Origin of the sequence: Acinetobacter stercoris (assembly GCF_900323515.1) — a bacterium.
GTDB classification, from domain to species: domain Bacteria; phylum Pseudomonadota; class Gammaproteobacteria; order Pseudomonadales; family Moraxellaceae; genus Acinetobacter; species Acinetobacter stercoris.
Map to the genome: position 1 here is coordinate 1 of NZ_OOGT01000412.1, position 1,140 is coordinate 1,140.

Here is a 1,140-nt window from a genome sequence, read left to right on the forward strand (position 1 = left end):
GTGTTTTTTTAAGAACAGTGTTTTCTATATTTAGCCCCAATATACATAAAAAAATACCGTAAATTAAATACAGCTTAACTAAATGGTATGAACATGAAAGCTGTAATTTTTAATCAATATGGTGGTCCTGAAGTTCTTGAAACTATTGAAATTCCAACACCTACTCCAAATGAAAATCAATTATTGGTTGAGGTAAAAGCTTTTGGGGTAAATCCTTTGGACTGGAAACTCAGACAAGGATTCATGAAAAACTTTATGCCTCTTAATTTCCCACATATCTTAGGAGCGGAAGTTGCCGGGATCGTCGTCGAGGCACCAGATAATAATGAATTTAAGGCTGGTGATAGAGTATATGGACGTGCCGTGCAAAGCTATGCTGAATATGCCTTAATGGAAATTGTTAATGCACAAATTATTCCTGATTTTTTAAGTTTTAATGAAGCAGCTGCATTACCTAGCTCTACTCAAACTGCATATACGGCTCTTAAATTGATCGGTAATCTCGAACAAGGACAAAATGTCTTAATCCATGCAGGTGCAGGTGGAGTCGGTGTAGCAGCTATTCAAATTGCAAAAAGCATTGGCGCAAACATCACAACAACATCATCAAAAAAGAATTTTGACTTGTTAAAAAGTTTAGGGGCCGATCATATCATTGATTATCATGAAAATAAGTTGTCTGACCTAGGTCAGGAGTTTGATCTGATTATTGATAGTATTGGTGGTGAAACGCAAATTAACTCATGGCATATTTTGAAAGAAAAAGGAACATTAGTTTCACTGGTTTCTGATGAACATGGTTTATCTCAGGTGGCAGATAATGGTAAAAAGTTTGTCTTTATGCGTGGCTCTCAACCTGGTTTAGCTGCTGAAATTAATAGTCTAGTTTTGCAAAAGAAAATTAAACCAGTTATAGATTCAGTATTCCCTTTTTCAAAAATCCGGGAAGCTCATATCAAAGTACAGACTGGACATTCCTCTGGTAAAGTCATAACTGAAGTTTGATTTATCTATCAGAGTAAAGATAGCTGCAGGGGTAGCTACGACATCTGACAATGTTTTAGCTACTCTTTATATAAAAGTTTAAAACCCATCCGTATCATAAAATAACAGCTAGTTTGATATTGTTATGTATATGGT

The 1,140-nt window shown here is 35.2% G+C and carries 1 protein-coding gene; it reads left to right on the forward strand.

The genetic code is table 11. The features are described 5' to 3' along the window. The first annotated feature begins 93 nt into the window (after positions 1–93). The gene (locus KPC_RS19940) at positions 94–1,005 is read left to right on the forward strand and encodes an NADP-dependent oxidoreductase (RefSeq protein ID WP_171334570.1); all 912 of its coding nucleotides are present in this window, start codon (positions 94–96) and stop codon (positions 1,003–1,005) included. Positions 1,006–1,140 lie beyond the last annotated feature (135 nt).

Coding starts and splice junctions, on each gene's coding strand:
- KPC_RS19940 (WP_171334570.1), top strand. CDS start 94: ATGAAAGCTGTAATTTTTAATCAATATGGTGGTCCTGAAGTTCTTGAA.